The organism is Paenibacillus sp. EKM10P, assembly GCF_011800655.1.
Classification (GTDB): Bacteria; Bacillota; Bacilli; order Paenibacillales; family Paenibacillaceae; genus Paenibacillus; species Paenibacillus polymyxa.
In genome coordinates this window covers 78,894-93,808 of the sequence record NZ_JAALET010000001.1, presented here as the reverse complement: position 1 = coordinate 93,808, position 14,915 = coordinate 78,894, and the positions used below count along the sequence as shown (strand labels likewise).

Below are 14,915 nucleotides of genomic sequence, written 5' to 3'. Positions count from 1 at the left end.
GCATACTTAAAGGCCACCCCACGGTAGCCCTTTTTAAGTATGCCTGTAAGTCTGTTGATCAAGCCAGCTTATGAGCTTTGTTTTCTCAACTGACCATAATATAAATTACTGTAAAAGCCTTTGTGAGCCAGCAACTCCTCATGAGAACCTTGCTCCTCCAAACGACCGTCCTTTAAGACCAAAATCCGGTCAGCCTGACGAATGGTATTCAACCGATGTGCAATAACGAAACTTGTTCGCCCCTGCATGAGCCGTTCCAGTCCTTCTTGAATTTTCATCTCGGTGATGGTGTCAATGCTGCTGGTCGCCTCGTCGAGCACCAGGATAGAAGGGTTGGCCAAAATCGCACGAGCAATCGCCAGCAACTGCTTTTGCCCTTGACTGATGCCGCTACCGTTCGCTTCCAGCACCTTGTCGTACCCGTCCTTCATCCGCATGATAAAGGAGTGGGCGTTGGCCAGTTTCGATGCTTGTTCAACCTCCTCATCAGTGGCATCCAGCCTGCCGAAGCGGATATTTTCACGAATGGTCCCCTGAAACAGGAAGGTGTCCTGTAGCACAAACGCCATACGGGAGCGCAAGCTTTCACGCTCTATGGTCGTAATGTCACGCCCGTCCAGCGTAATCGTTCCCTTGTCTGGGCTATAGAATCTGGAAAGGAGCTGGATCAGTGTCGTTTTTCCTGCCCCGGTCGGGCCGACGAGCGCGATCATTTCACCAGGTTTAGCTTCAAAAGAGATGGCTTCCAGCGTAGCGTTTCCCTCATCATAACCGAAGAAAACATCCGTAAACTGTACAGCTCCCTCCACATGCTTCACCTTTACTGCGCCGCGTTCATCCTTGGACTCTTCGTCTTCGTCCAATATTTCAAATACGCGCTCAGCTCCGGCAATGGCGGACAACAGTGTATTCCACTGGTTAGCCAAATCGTTCAGCGGTCTAGTGAACTGACGAGCATATTCTACAAATACGATAATCGTCCCTATCGTAATCGAGCCGCGAATGGCTAAAATCCCGCCGATCCCTGCTACAATAGCAAAGCTGAGATTATTCAGTCCGTTCATCAGCTTGGGGATAAAGCCTGAAATCGTTTGTGCCCAGAAACCCGACAGCCGAATACGGTCATTACGCTCACGAAAACCACGGATGACTCTCTTCTCCTGTGAAAATGCCTTGATAATCTGCTGACCGGACAGCGTTTCTTCAATGTATCCGTTCAGTTCGCCCAAGTTCTTCTGCCGTTCCTTATATAAAGGCCCGGTGCGGCGTGTAATCCAGCGCATCCCGGCTGCCATTAACGGCACCACGATAAAGGTTAGCAGGGTCATCAGCGGGCTTAACCACAGCATCACAGTGAGTGTACCGATTAGCGTCAATATGCTCGAAAAAATCTGAATGGCCGAGCTGTTCAGCGTAGAACTGACATTTTCGATATCATTGGTCAGACGACTCATAATTTCTCCCTGCTGACGTTTGCCGTAGAAAGGAATGGGGAGTCGATGCAAATGTGAAAACAGATCGAAACGCATGCGGTACACCGTCTCTTGGGCAATCTCGATCATCCAGATATTTTGCAGCCAGGAGGTCAGCGAGTTCAGTAGATACACAGCCCCTAAACCTATGAGAAAATAAATCCACGTGCGTCCACCCGGCCCTTCGAGAAAATCATCCACCGCTACACCGACCAGATATGGAGCCAACAGCGACAGCCCGGAGCTGAGCAACACCATGAACAGGACCAGCATTAGCTTGGCCTTGCGACGGGCCAGATAAGCCCATATTCGCCCTACCGTGCCAGACCAGTTCTTCGCTTTGGCCTTGCGTCGTCCTTCAGCGCCAGCCGGGTTTCGCAGCACACCGGACGGCGGTGTAGGCTGACGGAACGGTTCAATGAGTTCCTTGAACATGCGACTCCTCCTTTCCGTATTGTGATTCAAAGATTCGTCGATACAAATCCGAGCTATCCATGAGATGATCATGGTTTCCACTAGCTATCAGGCGCCCTTCATCCAGCAGTAAAATCTGATCTGCTGATGCAGTTGAACTAATCTTCTGCGTGATGAGAAATGTCGTACAGGACAGGCCATCGAGTGCATTCAGCAATGCGGTTTCCGTCCCCACATCCAGCGCACTTGTGCTGTCGTCCAGAATCAGCACTGCCGGCTGGCGCACCAGTGCGCGGGCAATCGACAGCCGCTGCTTCTGTCCGCCGGACAGATTAACACCACGCTGTCCGAGCATGGTGTCATAGCCTTGCGGCAAGCGTTCAATCATAGGATGGATTTGTGCTATGCGCGCGGCTTCCTGAATCTGCTCCAGACTGGCATGCTCCAGCCCCCAGGCAATATTATCCCGAATCGAGCCGGTATATAGCAGCACCTCTTGGGGGACATAGCCAATCGCCTCACGTAGTATGGAGCCATCCAGTTCACGAGCGTCCTTTCCGTCAAAGCGCACATGACCTTCATCTTCTTCATATAGACGTGTAATCAACTGTACAAGTGAGGATTTGCCCGAACCAGTAGCTCCCATAATAGCGATTCGCTCACCCGGTCGTGCCTTAAAGGATATGTCCTTTAATACAGCCAAATCACTGCCCGGATAATGAAAGCTCACCCGATCCATTTCCACCTGTCCCTCAATACGTATATCCTGTGTTGGAACACCCTTCAGCTCTCTCCCCTCTTCATTAGGTGTTTCCAAAACCTCTCGAATCCGCCCTGTAGATGCAGTAGCCCGGGAAAATACCACAACGATACCGGATAAAGCAGACAAAGCTCCAATTGTCCGCAGGGAATAATTAACGACTGCAACCACCTGTCCTACACTGGCATCTCCAGTGGAAATTTGACCGCGCCCAAACCAAAGTACTGCAATAATCCCTGCATTCATCGTAAACAAAATGAACGGCATCGTCGTTTCTGTCCAGCGTAGAGCGGACACCGTCCCTTTCATCAATTCACTTCCGTAATGAGCAAAACGTTCAATTTCATGTCGCATCCGCACAAAAACCCGGATAAGCCGCATGCCTGTCAGATTCTCCTGAATTACTCCATTAACGTCATCCAAGCGCCGCTGGACACTTTTAAACAAAGTGACAGTCCTCCGCATCATTACCAGCACAAATACGAACAGCACTGGGGCCATAACCGCCAGTAGCAGCCCAAGCCTAAAATGGACAACCAGAGCCATCACAATACTGCCGATCACCACCAGCGGAACTCGTGTCATAAATCGCAGGCTCATAAACACCGTATCTTGTACTTGCGTAACATCTCCCGTCAGGCGCGTAATCAGCGACGAAGTAGCAAACCGTTTGAACACCGGATAAGAAAAGGATTGCACCTTTTGATATAGCTTTTCCCGCACATCATAGCCAAAACCCTGACTTGCATGTGAAGCAAAAAAGGAGCTGGATATCCCTGCCATAAAAGCGATAACGGCACTGCCCACCAGTACACCGCCCCATAACCAGACGACGGGCAAATCCTGCTGTCGAATGCCCTCATCTATGATTTTGGAGATCAAATACGGCTGCGATAACTCTACCGTCAATTCCAGCAACATCATCACGAGCGCCGCGATAGCTGGAACCCGATATTTTCTTAGAAAAGTGAACATCATCCTCACAAGCATTCCTCCAATGGCCCATAGCCGTCCTTCCAGATCAGCATCTAATGGTTGTATGAATCCAAATCTGCTGTAACACCATGTATACGCACTTGATATAGCACTATATTTTATTATACCCCCCTGAAGGTTTTCGTTTAACCAGCAAATTGCAGGCTCCGGCTAAAAAAGACGCAAAAAAGAGAGCTCGTAAAATACAGCTCTCCTTCTGACATAAGAAATTCATATCACATTTTCTCGATCCTTACATGTTGGTAAAAAGCCTGCCCTCCAAATACATTGATACCAAAATGCCCTTCGGCAAATGTATCATCTTCCAAGTCCATTACCTGTTCGTTATCAATCTCTATACGAAGGCGTAATCCCTCTGCTTGGATTTTAATATGATAGGTTACTCCCGGCAGTACAAATCTTGGAACCTTGGCCAGCACTTGTTGTTCCTCGAATCGCCCTTCTTTTTTATAAAAAAGGCGAATGGATTTCATGTTCGGATCCAAATTGAAATAATAGCCACTCGACCCGTCCGCGTTGGCACGGAAAATCATGGAGCCAGCACTCCCATTTCCATACAGCTTCATATCAGCCTCATACGTAAAATCTTCCGCCTGCTCAGAAGCCATATAATTCGCATCGCTAATATAGCTTCCGCGCATACCATCCGTCGTCACCATCCAGCGGGATGCGGAGACATCCGGCACCCAACCTGAAAGGTTGGTATAAAACTTCCCGCCATGCACAGTGACAGAGGTACTTGCTCTTACCGTATCTCCTGGGATGGAGGCTGTAACAATGGCTTCTCCAGGGGAAAGTGCCTCCGTGATCGCGTAGCCTTCATTTGACGAGATCACCTTGACGACTGCGGGGTTGCTGGATTCCCAATTCAGCAAATGTTCTTTTCTCCCGGAATGATCCTCCACACTCGCATACAGACGTTTCGACTGTCCTTCCGCAAGCTCCAGCTGTGTGTAATCCATGATCAGTCTGATGGATGAAACCTCTGTAACCCTCCAGCGATTGTGTAGCGCATACACATGAAGAGAAACAATTTTCACCTCACCACCTTGAGCATAGAAGCTCATCCCTCTACGCGCCGAATCTGGAAAAATGATATCAGAAAATACGACTTCTCCATGGTTACCAAACACCTCGACTGAGGATTCGTCCACAAATATACGCATTTGAATTCGATTCCCGACCGGTGCCAGCGATTCTTCATGAAGCGTTGAAAATAGAGGAGAGAAATCAGTAAGCCCTGATTCAGCACGGTTTACAAACATGTGTTGTACATCTGTTTTATAGCCGACTACCGTTCTTTGCTCACCGCCTTCCCGTACGCAAAACCCAAAAGTCGATGCCATCCCAACGGAAGGAAATTCGAACTCCGCCTCAATCTCATAGGCACCCGCCTTTAAACCTTCCAGTATATTCGGAGAAGATTCCGTGATACTTGCATGTTCTAGCGAAAATAAATGAGAACGTAGCGAAGTCAGTTCGGATATCGGATGCTGTATCAAGCGTATGCCTTCATGGGTTGTTTTTAACGATAACTCTCTCGGGATGCTGAACTGCCCCTTCCAGGGTGAAGTTGGGAAGCTGAACGGGTAGTCCCAATTTGTCATCCATGCCAGCATGATACGCCGCCCGCAGGGCATATTGGAGAAAGACATCGAGGCATAGAATTCCTTGCCCCAATCGGTTTTCAACACCTTCCCCGGCGGAAGATCATTTTGAAATTTGCCATCAGATGTCAGTTCACCGATAAAATATTCCGCATCCGAGCCTTGAGTGTTCGTGCTGGCTCCAGTACTAATCATTAGCACCCATTTAGAGGTGTTGCTCTTGTCTACCGCGAGCGGGAATAGATCTGGGCACTCCCATACCCCGCCCCGTATATAATCACCATAGCCAAAGTTATCCGTCCAGCTCCAATCTAATAGGTTGGCGGAGGTAAAGAAGCGGATATGGTCACCTCCCGACACGACCATAATCCAGCGCTGATGCGCTTCATCCCATACCACTTTCGGATCACGAAAATCCCAGTTGCCAGGATCGTTTTCATTTTGGCCCGGATTCTCAATTACAATTGAATTGTTTTCGGGGTATTGCCATGTCCGTCCCCGGTCTGTGCTGTAAGCAAGGCCAATTCTCTGGTTTCCCTTGGGCTGATCGGGATTATAGGAGGTGTAATATGCAATCAGCCCTTTTCCGCCATAGTCGCTGAACAAGCCGGAAGTATTGGTGAGATCAGCTACAGCCGAGCCGGACCAGATATGGCCCAAATCATTCCACTTTAATGCCAAGGGAAGCCTTTTCCAATCCAGCAAATCCAGACTGACCGCATGTGCCCATTGTCCACCATCCTGATGAAACAGGTGATATTCTCCCTCGAAATATACCAATCCGTTCGGATCGCTGGCCGAGCCTCTGGCAGGGGAATAATGATACTGCGGGCGATATTTTTCTGTATAGTAATTCGAGACGGAGGTAAGGTAGATATCCTGAAAATAAGCCGTACCCCCAGTTGCCTTCATACCTATAAAACCACTGGAATAACTGTTATCCACAATGTCAATCGCCGCAGGCGTGTAGCCATCTATAAACACGCGAATTCGCTCTTCATATGTGATGATTTCCAGACTATATTTACTGCCCGATGTATTCGGATACACCATGACAGAGCTTGTAACCAACGCTCCATTCGCCTTTCTCAGATGTACCCGAACCTGCTGATCCTCACGTTGCACAGAAGCAACATATCCCTCTGTACCCTTCGGATTCCCTCTGAAAAATAGCCCTGCTTCCATTCCCGGTTCAGAAGGATTCAGCGTCACACTACCTTCCATGACCAGATCGGCAGCTGTCGTACTAAATATTTTCAATGCTCCTTCAGAACTTGTTCCCTCAGCTTTTTGCCCTTTGAGGTCCGGTTGCCATTTTCCACGGATCAAGAACGGTTCATCTACATTCGTATCCATATCACTGACTTGAATGTTCTGAAATAATGCCGACCCATTCCAGACATTCAGTCCCAAATATCCTGATGCATACGTCGTATCGACCACATCTATAATCGGGCGATATCCTTCATCCCAGTACACTTTAAGCTGCGAGCCTTCTACCTTTACCTTGAGATGATAAATATCTCCTTTTTGTAATTTTACCTGCCGTTCCTCTTTGAGTCTTTTGATATCTCCAGCAGCATCGCGCAACCGTAATAATCCAGCAGCTGGCACGATTTGAAGCATATAGGAAGAACATCCGTCCTCACTGGAACGGAAAACTAGGGTAGCATCTGCCTGTATGTCTGTGACCATCACATCCGCTTCAAAAGTAAAATCCTGTGATGTGGTTCCAGACATAGCCATCACGTCTTCCTGTGGCTCCGATCTTAGCAAAAGTCCCTGAACGTTATCTTCTATGCGTCCCTTCCCTTTAATCTGCCAATCCGTCAGGTTCGTTCGCGTGTTTGTGAGCTCTATCCTCATCGCCAATTTCCTACCTTCCAGTACGGATTATGAAGAAAACCTCATTTTAGCGCATAAAGCTCCAGCGAAAATAACGTAACCCGCTCTTCTGCTGCGAATATTTCAAGACCCTTAGCTTCTGCATCAGGAAATATTAAATCGGTAATGGCTACCTGTCCGCGATCGAAAAACACTTCGATAGACGAGCGATCTACATAGATACGGATGTCCATGCGATCCGGTAAGATTGTTAATGAGGCTCCATGTTTTCCTGCAAAGTCTTCATGAAAATCCGAGCGACCAGACCGTGTCCGGTCCACGTATACCTCCTGCGTGGCAGAAGTGTAACCGACGAGTGTTTCTTGTTCATCCGATACCCGCACTTTAAAGCCAAAGTCTCCAGTGGTTGCAAATTCAGCCACAAGTTCGTAGCAATCCAGCTGCAAGGAAGACAATGCGTTTCGCACTTCCTCCCAAGATGGTTCTGTGAGTGAGAGGACAGGGGTTCTTAATCCCTCCAGCTCCCGAACAGGGCGCTGAACAAGCGCAACTGTGCCCTTTCTCGTTTCCAGTACGAGTTCTCGCGGAATGGACATGGCACCTCTCCAGCGCTCCGTCGGTGTCTGATTGGCATATCTCCAGTTGCTCATCCAGCCCATAAACAGGCGTCGTCCGTCCTCTGCCGGGATATCCGACCAACACACACCTGCGTAGTTATCTCTGCCATAATCGAGCCAGCGGACTTTTTCACTTTCCGCATCTGCCACAAATGTTGTCCCATCAAATTCACCCGTAAAATACTGTGTTCTAGACCCTTCCCGAATCCCCGGGGTATCGCCAATGCTTACGAGCATGACCCACTTCACCTGTTCGCGTTTCTCATCAACATATAGCGGAAATAAATCCGGGCATTCCCACACCGCATCATGACTACCGATGCCGTGTCCAAATTCACTGGCAAAAGTCCATTCCTTCAGATTCGGAGAATGATAGATTCGAATCGTCTGACCGCAGGCCAGCACCATCACCCACTGCTCTGTAGGTTTGTGCCAAAACACTTTCGGGTCCCGAAAATCAATGTATTCCTTATCCTCCAGCACCGGGTTGCCTGTGTATTTAATCCAAGTTTTCCCTGAATCGGTACTATAGGCAAGGCTTTGGCACTGCCGCACCTGTTCCGTCCCCGGAAGCGAATGATGATGGGTGAAAATGGCTACCAAGCCCGGCTTGCCGCCAAAAAATCCGGATGTATCCTGTTCATCCACTACAGCGCTCCCGGAAAAAATCGTTCCTAGCTCATCCGGCTCCAAGGCAATTGGCTGCTCCTCCCAATTCATCAAATCAGTGCTGACAGCATGCCCCCAATGCATAGGTCCCCATGTGGTGCCAAACGGATGATGCTGATAAAACAAATGATAGCGCCCTTCATAATAAACCATTCCATTCGGATCATTCATCCATCCGCTTTTTGGTGAAAAGTGATAGGATGGGCGGTATTTCTCTTGCCTAATCACGTTCATATACTCATCTCCCTCGAAAAAAGATTCATTTACTTGTGCTTCTGTCATAGCCCGCTTGCTTGATTTGCAACCATTCCTGTAATCCCAGACTGTTCAGCTCCTGCAAATATTCCGGCCACTCCTCTTCGACCTTACCGTTCTGATACCATTCCGTACGTTTACGGAGAACATAGGCGAATAGATCGGTTTCAATAGTCGACAAACGATCCAGCTCATCGATAGAGAAGAATACTTTAGGATAATTATGATCCGCTTGCATATGCGGAACCATCACCTTTTTGAGCAAACCCAATCGCCATGTCGCATCTTCTGGCTGGGTTGTGTATTTTCCGTAGTATTCATCCAATACAGCTAACGGTCCACCAATGTTCGTCTTTTGTCTGATTTCCACCGGAGCCGAGCCTTCCAGCGGCAGATGCTTCAGCATTCCCTTTGCCGTATCATACTCAAAAATATTCTTCTGCTTGGTATCCCCGTAAGTTCCCCAGTTGTTCTGTATAGACTGGATCGGATCATACAGCTGGTCAATCCACTTGGCGGTCGCTTCCAGCTTCTTATTAGCACTGGTGATCACCATGCGCCCGCGATCGAAGCCGATGCCATTCGTCCGTGTAACATTCACATGTCCATCCGGTCCAGCCAGCGGCGGCATGAGATCGTATTTTTTATTCGGGCCTGTAATATTGGCCTTATCCCATGTAAAGTACAGACCATAGCGGTGATCCTTCCCTTTGGCCAGATAAGTGTTCCAATCCTGCTGGGAGGACTCTATGTCCACCAGCCCTTCCTTGTATAAATCATGAATATATTTGACTGCTTCCTTATATCCGTTATCCGCTGCTGTAAATACGACTTTCCCATCGTTCGTCACTACTGTATGATCCCAGTTCTCTCCAAGCCCAAAGGACCCGTATAAAAAGGCCAAATCCTCGCCGCCAGGCTTATCGATAAACGATAATGGAATCTCATCCGCCTGCCCGTTGCCGTTGGGGTCCTTTGTTTTAAAGGCAATTAGGACCTGCTTCAGCTCTTCGGTCGTTGTTGGCATGGACAAGCCCAGCTTGCTCAGCCACTCCACATTAATCCACGGCAAATCATCCACGGACTGGATCGCTTCTTTTCCTGTCCCCAATTCTTCAATCCACGGAAAGGAATAAATATGTCCATCCGGCGCAGTCAACATCGCTTTATATTCCGGGGATTGCTCCAATACCTTTTTAAAATTCGGCATATGCTGTTCAATCAAATCCTCCACCGGAATAATGACACCGTCTTTGGCTAGCTTGAGCAAGTCATAATCCGAGTAGCCCGCGTCGAACACTGCATCCGGCAAATCGCCGCTGGCAATGGCCAGATTCCTTTTTTCTACAAACTGGTCACTGGTAAAGTTCTTCCAACGAATATGAATGCCCGTTTTTTCTTCCAGCCGTTTGTTAATCAGCTTGTCGTTCGGATCTGCCGGAGCGAGTGGAGAGCTTTGGGTTATAAAGTTGAGCGTCACTTTTCCATTCACATCTGTTGCATCGCTCTCATTAGAAGAATTGCTGCTGCCGCAGCCGGAAAGAACTAAGATCGCCGCCAGTGCGGCAAATGAGGCAGTTTTGACTGTTTTCATCTGGATGACCTCCATCGGATAATGGTAAAAAGCACATATAGCAAATGAAGTGTGCGGCATCTGTTATTTTAAAGAGCCGACCATAACGCCCTTTTCAAAATACTTTTGGAAAAAAGGATACATCACAAGCAGTGGAAGACTGGATATGACAATCGATGAATATTTGATCATTTCCGAAAGACGCTTCAGTTCCGCCATTGCTAATTGATCACTAATCATGCCAGGCATCGTCTGGTTTTGGATCAGGATCGATCTCAGCACCAATTGAAGCGGATGCAGCTGTGCATTATCCAGATAAATCATGGCATCAAAATAAGAATTCCACTGACCAACAAAGGCATATAGCGCAATGACAAAAATAATGGGTTTGGACAGCGGCAGGACAATTCTAAAAAATATCGTCCAGTCCGAGGCTCCGTCCACGTTGGCGGCCTCTTTTAATTCATTAGGTACACCTTTAAAGAACGTTCGTGCCAAAATCAGATCCCACACATTGATTGCACCGGGAAGAAGAATAGCCCATACGGTATCCAGCATCCCTAAATTTTTGACCAGCAGGTAAGTCGGAATCAGACCTCCACTAAAAAACATGGTGATAATAAACAATGTCATAAAGAAATTTCGTCCCACCAGGCTGTTCACCGATAAGGCATAGCCAGCACAAATCGAAACGGTCACAGAGATCAAGGCAAAGCATGAAGAATAGAACACCGAATTGGCAAATCCACGGAGCATGGCTGGGTTGGACAAAATTTTCCGATATCCCTCCACACTCCAATCCGAAATACGGAAGGATAGCCCTTTGCTTAACAAAACGGTCGGGTCCATAAACGAAGCAATCACGATATAACCCAAGGGAACTACAATAATCAAAACAGCTAAAGTGAGCACAATGTAATTCACACCTAGGATGAAGCGGTCCAGATTGGAATGTTTGACATGCATAAAGAGGCTCCTTTCCTAATAAAGCCCTTCTCCCTCATTGAGCTTCTTGACGATAAAGTTAACGGTCAGCAGCAAAACCACATTAATCACCGAATTAAACAGCCCGACCGCCGCAGAATAAGCATAATTGCCGGATTGCAAGCCGACTTTATACACATAGGTAGGAATAATTTCAGAAGTAGGCAAATTCATGGATGTCTGCATAAGATACGCCTTCTCAAATCCAATCGACATAATTCCTCCTGCTGCCAGGATAAAAACAATCGCCATAATCGGTTTAATCGTCGGCAAATCAATATGCCATATGCGCTGAAGCAGGTTGGCTCCGTCCAGACTTGCCGCATTATGCAGTTCGGGATCAACATTAGCGAGCGCAGCTACATAAATGATTGAAGACCACCCCGCCCCCTGCCAAATTCCAGACAGGATATAAATCCAGCGAAAATATTCAGGCTCTGTCATAAAGATCACAGGGTTGCCGGTCACCGATGCAATGATTTGATTCAAAGGTCCGGTCGGAGACAAGAAAATAAACAGCATTCCCACAATGACAACGACCGAAATAAAATTAGGGGCGTACAACACAAGCTGGATATTCTTTTTCAATCCCGCCTTGCGGATTTGATTCAGCATGACCGCTAACAGGATTGGTACAGGAAACCCGAGTACAAGTCCATAGAAGCTCAGTTTCAGCGTATTAAAGAAGATATCTGTAAAATTGGGTGATTCTAAAAATTTAGTGAAGTACTTTAGTCCAACCCAGTCACTTCCCCATATCCCTTTAAGCGGGCTAAAATCCTTGAATGCAATAATGGCCCCATACATCGGAACATACTTAAAAAGAATCGTAAGAATCAGTGCAGGCGCCAGCAGTACGTAAAGAAAATAGTTTTTGCGAATATAGTCTAGCTTGCTGCGAATGGACCTTTGCTCCCCCAGTGCGGCATGTCTCTGAGCTGCCTTAGCCAAGTTTGCCATGTGCGTTCCCCCCATCTGTAATAACCGTCTGTACAAGACAACTGAAAAGGCTTACATTTTTCATCTTCAATTTACCAAATCAAATTATCATTCGTCAATAACTTTTGTAAAATATTTTATTTACATTTGACCAAAATATTATTGTCATTCTGAGCTTTTGTAACAAAAACAAAAATAATCATCCCCTATGATCCAAATCTGAAAGTTCCCCATTAACAATGACCGCTTCACTTATTCGACCCTAATGTACGCTCTCTGTTTCAATGAGCATTTTTTTATCCAGCTTATAAAAATTTGAATTTCAGTTCATTTTTCGATCTGATAAAGATAAATACAGGCTATTAAATAAACTTTACAAATGTAAAAATATTTTATACATTTGTAATCTCAACATTGCTATTTTATGCGAACTATTATACATTTAGGATACATTTTAGGTCTGAACGGAGAGCTGGCAGAGGCAACTGTACCTCTCAGGCAATCCATTTATTAAGTGAAGGTGGAACCAGTCTATGAAGAAAGAAAAAGTCACCATTCAAGACATTGCTGACGCTTTGGGAATCTCCCGAAATACCGCCTCCAAAGCGATTAACGGTAGTGACAGCATCCCGGTTGATACTCGGAACAAGGTCATTAAAAAAGCGATCGAGCTCAAATATAAGCAATTTGCCTATGTGGAAACAGACAGCATCATCCCTAGGAACCAAGGTAACATTGCCCTGTTTACATGCAATCTGCCGAACAGCTCGCATTTTGGCTCCTTTCTGATCAGTGGGCTGGAAAAAAGAATAAGTGCAGAAGGGTATAATTTGTCGATTCATATTGTGCGGGAAAACGAAATCCAAGCGGGAACACTTCCTAATAATTTTGAAGCCTCCAAGGTTGACGGAATCATTTGCATTGAAATGTTCGATCCACAGTATAGTGAGCTCGTTACGAGTTTGGGATTGCCCACAATCTTTATTGATTGCTCGGTGGACATTTTTTATCCTGATTTGAAAGCGGATTTATTGTTGATGGAAAATGAACATAGCGTTTATTCTGTTACCAAAAGCCTGATTGATCGTGGATTTGCGCGGATTGGTTTTGCTGGGGATTATAAACATTGCAAAAGCTTCAACGAGCGGTGGGTTGGATATAACCGTGCTTTAATCGAAGCAGGCCTAAGTGTGGATTTATCTTGCTGCATCGTTGATCAGGACCGAAATTTTTTCTCCGAATCGGATTGGATGGATAAACAATTGGAAGGTATGAGCGCGCTTCCGTCCGCGTTCGTATGCGCCAATGATTTTATCGCCGTCAGTGTCATGAAAGCGCTCAAAAATAAAAACTTGAAAATTCCTGAAGATATTGCTGTGTTTGGGTTTGATAACGCTCCTGAATCCCGGATTGTAGAGCCTCATTTATCCACCGTGCATATTTACAACAACGAAATGGGGATTATGGCGGCTGAGATGCTATTGGCGCGGGTCAAAGATCCTTCCAGGCCTTATCAGATTACGCATATCAGAACTGAGCCGATATTTAGAGAATCGACTCCTTTACAAATAGAAAAGTAAAAGAGGGGGTCTGGCGACGCTCCGCGAACGGAACGTTGCTCCAATCGCTGTTGTATCCGGATATTATTTAACGGCATGCCAGCCGCACTCACTGCATATTACAGTTCTGCCTGGAAACCTGGTCCGTGATTCGGTCTCTTCAGGCAGCTGTTGGCAAGTACTCAGTCACGCTGAGAACAGAAGAGGCAGTCGTTTACATGACTGTCTCTTTCTTATGAAAATATACAAACGATTTTTACATTCTGCCCCTAATGCCGCACCCGCTGCAGCACCCCAAAGACCACTTGCAGCTCCTATTTCAGCTCCCACTCAACTATCGTGACGCAATCATCAAAATTTGGATTAGGATGACTCGATTTGTTCGGATTTTCGGCGTAGTAAGAGTGAAGTGAATCCAGTGGAACTTGACAGATTTTTGAGTAAATCCGAATATTAAATACAGGATTAATATAGAAATAAATAATATAATTGATAATATATTAATATTTTTTGTCGAAATATTACATTCGATGGAATCTTTTGGTATAACGATGTAGCAGTTTTATACAATTACAAGGAGGATTATTCTGTGAAGAAAAAACATTTAATTGCATCAGCCTTATCTTTAGGTTTATTAGGAGGAGCTATTGCCGTGCCCAGTGCGATCTTTGCGGATTCAGATGCTGTAACTGATTCTGCAAATACATCCACTACGGCGACCCAAGATGCTGGTAATACAACTACTGGTGACCATGTAATAACTCCTCAAAGCGTGGGAAATTCTTTTAACTTTACTGTAGGGGGAAGTGCAACTGCATCAGGCAGCTTCGAGGTTCCTAAGGGTTTCGGGTATGTTAAATTGCGCATTAGAAACTACGCTAATACCCCCGTTGACTTTACTGTAGAGCACAACGATTCTGGGAAATCGTATGTTGACGGCCAGACAATCAGCAAAAACAGTGAAACTGTTTGGAGAAGTTCTGATGCTATGCGTTCCGGGCGATATACAATTCAATTCCGTGGTGCTTCAAACAAAGTAAATGTGGAATTATGGGGCGTAGCCGGTTCACTTCCATCGGATGCCAAATAATAGCTAAACAAAACAAAGAAAGCTCCGACCTTGACCCGGTTTGGAGTTTTCTTTTTTTGTATTTCATGTGTACCCCTAAGTGCCTTTACAAGCGGCAGTACTGGATCAATGACAATATTTTCACCATCTAATCAC

Annotated in this window: 9 protein-coding genes; 2 read left to right on the top strand and 7 right to left on the bottom strand. The window is 46.4% G+C overall.

Features of this window, described 5'->3' with window-relative positions; translation table 11 throughout:
• Nucleotides 1–68: 68 nt before the first annotated feature.
• From HFE01_RS00335 to HFE01_RS00305, 7 genes are all read right to left on the bottom strand, one after another.
• Complete coding sequence (locus HFE01_RS00335) at nucleotides 69–1,907, bottom strand: ABC transporter ATP-binding protein (protein WP_031463012.1); 1,839 nt, start codon at nucleotides 1,905–1,907, stop codon at nucleotides 69–71.
• Nucleotides 1,888–3,624, bottom strand: coding sequence for an ABC transporter ATP-binding protein (locus tag HFE01_RS00330; RefSeq protein ID WP_181955912.1), 1,737 nt, complete (start codon nucleotides 3,622–3,624; stop codon nucleotides 1,888–1,890). Before HFE01_RS00330 ends, HFE01_RS00335 begins: the two co-directional genes overlap by 20 nt.
• Nucleotides 3,625–3,857: 233 nt before the next feature.
• A complete protein-coding gene (locus HFE01_RS00325; RefSeq protein ID WP_167438321.1) occupies nucleotides 3,858–7,115 on the bottom strand; it encodes a GH32 C-terminal domain-containing protein in 3,258 nt (1,085 codons plus the stop codon).
• 41 nt (nucleotides 7,116–7,156) lie between these two features.
• A complete protein-coding gene (locus tag HFE01_RS00320; RefSeq protein ID WP_167438322.1) occupies nucleotides 7,157–8,614 on the bottom strand; it encodes a glycoside hydrolase family 32 protein in 1,458 nt (485 codons plus the stop codon).
• 25 nt (nucleotides 8,615–8,639) lie between these two features.
• On the bottom strand, nucleotides 8,640–10,229 hold the full coding sequence (locus HFE01_RS00315) for an ABC transporter substrate-binding protein (RefSeq protein ID WP_167438323.1): 1,590 nt from the start codon (nucleotides 10,227–10,229) through the stop codon (nucleotides 8,640–8,642).
• 63 nt (nucleotides 10,230–10,292) lie between these two features.
• The gene (locus HFE01_RS00310; protein WP_013369666.1) at nucleotides 10,293–11,174 is read right to left on the bottom strand and encodes a carbohydrate ABC transporter permease; all 882 of its coding nucleotides are present in this window, start codon (nucleotides 11,172–11,174) and stop codon (nucleotides 10,293–10,295) included.
• Nucleotides 11,175–11,189: 15 nt separating this feature from the next.
• On the bottom strand, nucleotides 11,190–12,152 hold the full coding sequence (locus tag HFE01_RS00305; RefSeq protein ID WP_016821412.1) for an ABC transporter permease: 963 nt from the start codon (nucleotides 12,150–12,152) through the stop codon (nucleotides 11,190–11,192).
• 512 nt (nucleotides 12,153–12,664) lie between these two features.
• On the opposite strand from HFE01_RS00305, the gene HFE01_RS00300 reads away from it, so the two are divergent.
• Complete coding sequence (locus HFE01_RS00300) at nucleotides 12,665–13,711, top strand: substrate-binding domain-containing protein (RefSeq protein ID WP_167438324.1); 1,047 nt, start codon at nucleotides 12,665–12,667, stop codon at nucleotides 13,709–13,711.
• A gap of 568 nt (nucleotides 13,712–14,279) precedes the next feature.
• Nucleotides 14,280–14,780 carry a hypothetical protein gene (locus tag HFE01_RS00295; RefSeq protein WP_107734106.1) on the top strand — a complete coding sequence of 167 codons (501 nt, stop codon included), beginning with the start codon at nucleotides 14,280–14,282 and terminating at the stop codon, nucleotides 14,778–14,780.
• Nucleotides 14,781–14,915: the final 135 nt, after the last annotated feature.